Below are 249 nucleotides of genomic sequence, written 5' to 3' on the forward strand. Positions count from 1 at the left end.
GATTAAAGGATTACAAAATAATGATGGTGGTTGGGGAGCATTTGAAAAAGGCGTGACAAGCAAGTTATTAGCGAATTTACCAATCGAAAACGCAAGCGATATGATTACGGATCCTTCTACACCAGATATTACAGGCAGAGTGTTAGAGTTTTTCGGGACATATACGCAAAATGAATTGCCCGAGAAACAAAAACAAAGTGCAATCAACTGGTTAATGAATGAACAGGAGGAAAATGGATCGTGGTATGG

1 pseudogene is annotated in these 249 nt (G+C 39.0%); it reads left to right on the plus strand.

Features of this window, described 5'->3' with window-relative positions:
• Positions 1–249 (plus strand): annotated as a pseudogene (locus tag JDS96_RS31330) (squalene--hopene cyclase); the annotation flags it as partial.

Source organism: Bacillus cereus group sp. N21 (genome assembly GCF_016483395.1).
GTDB classification, from domain to species: Bacteria; Bacillota; Bacilli; order Bacillales; family Bacillaceae_G; genus Bacillus_A; species Bacillus_A pseudomycoides.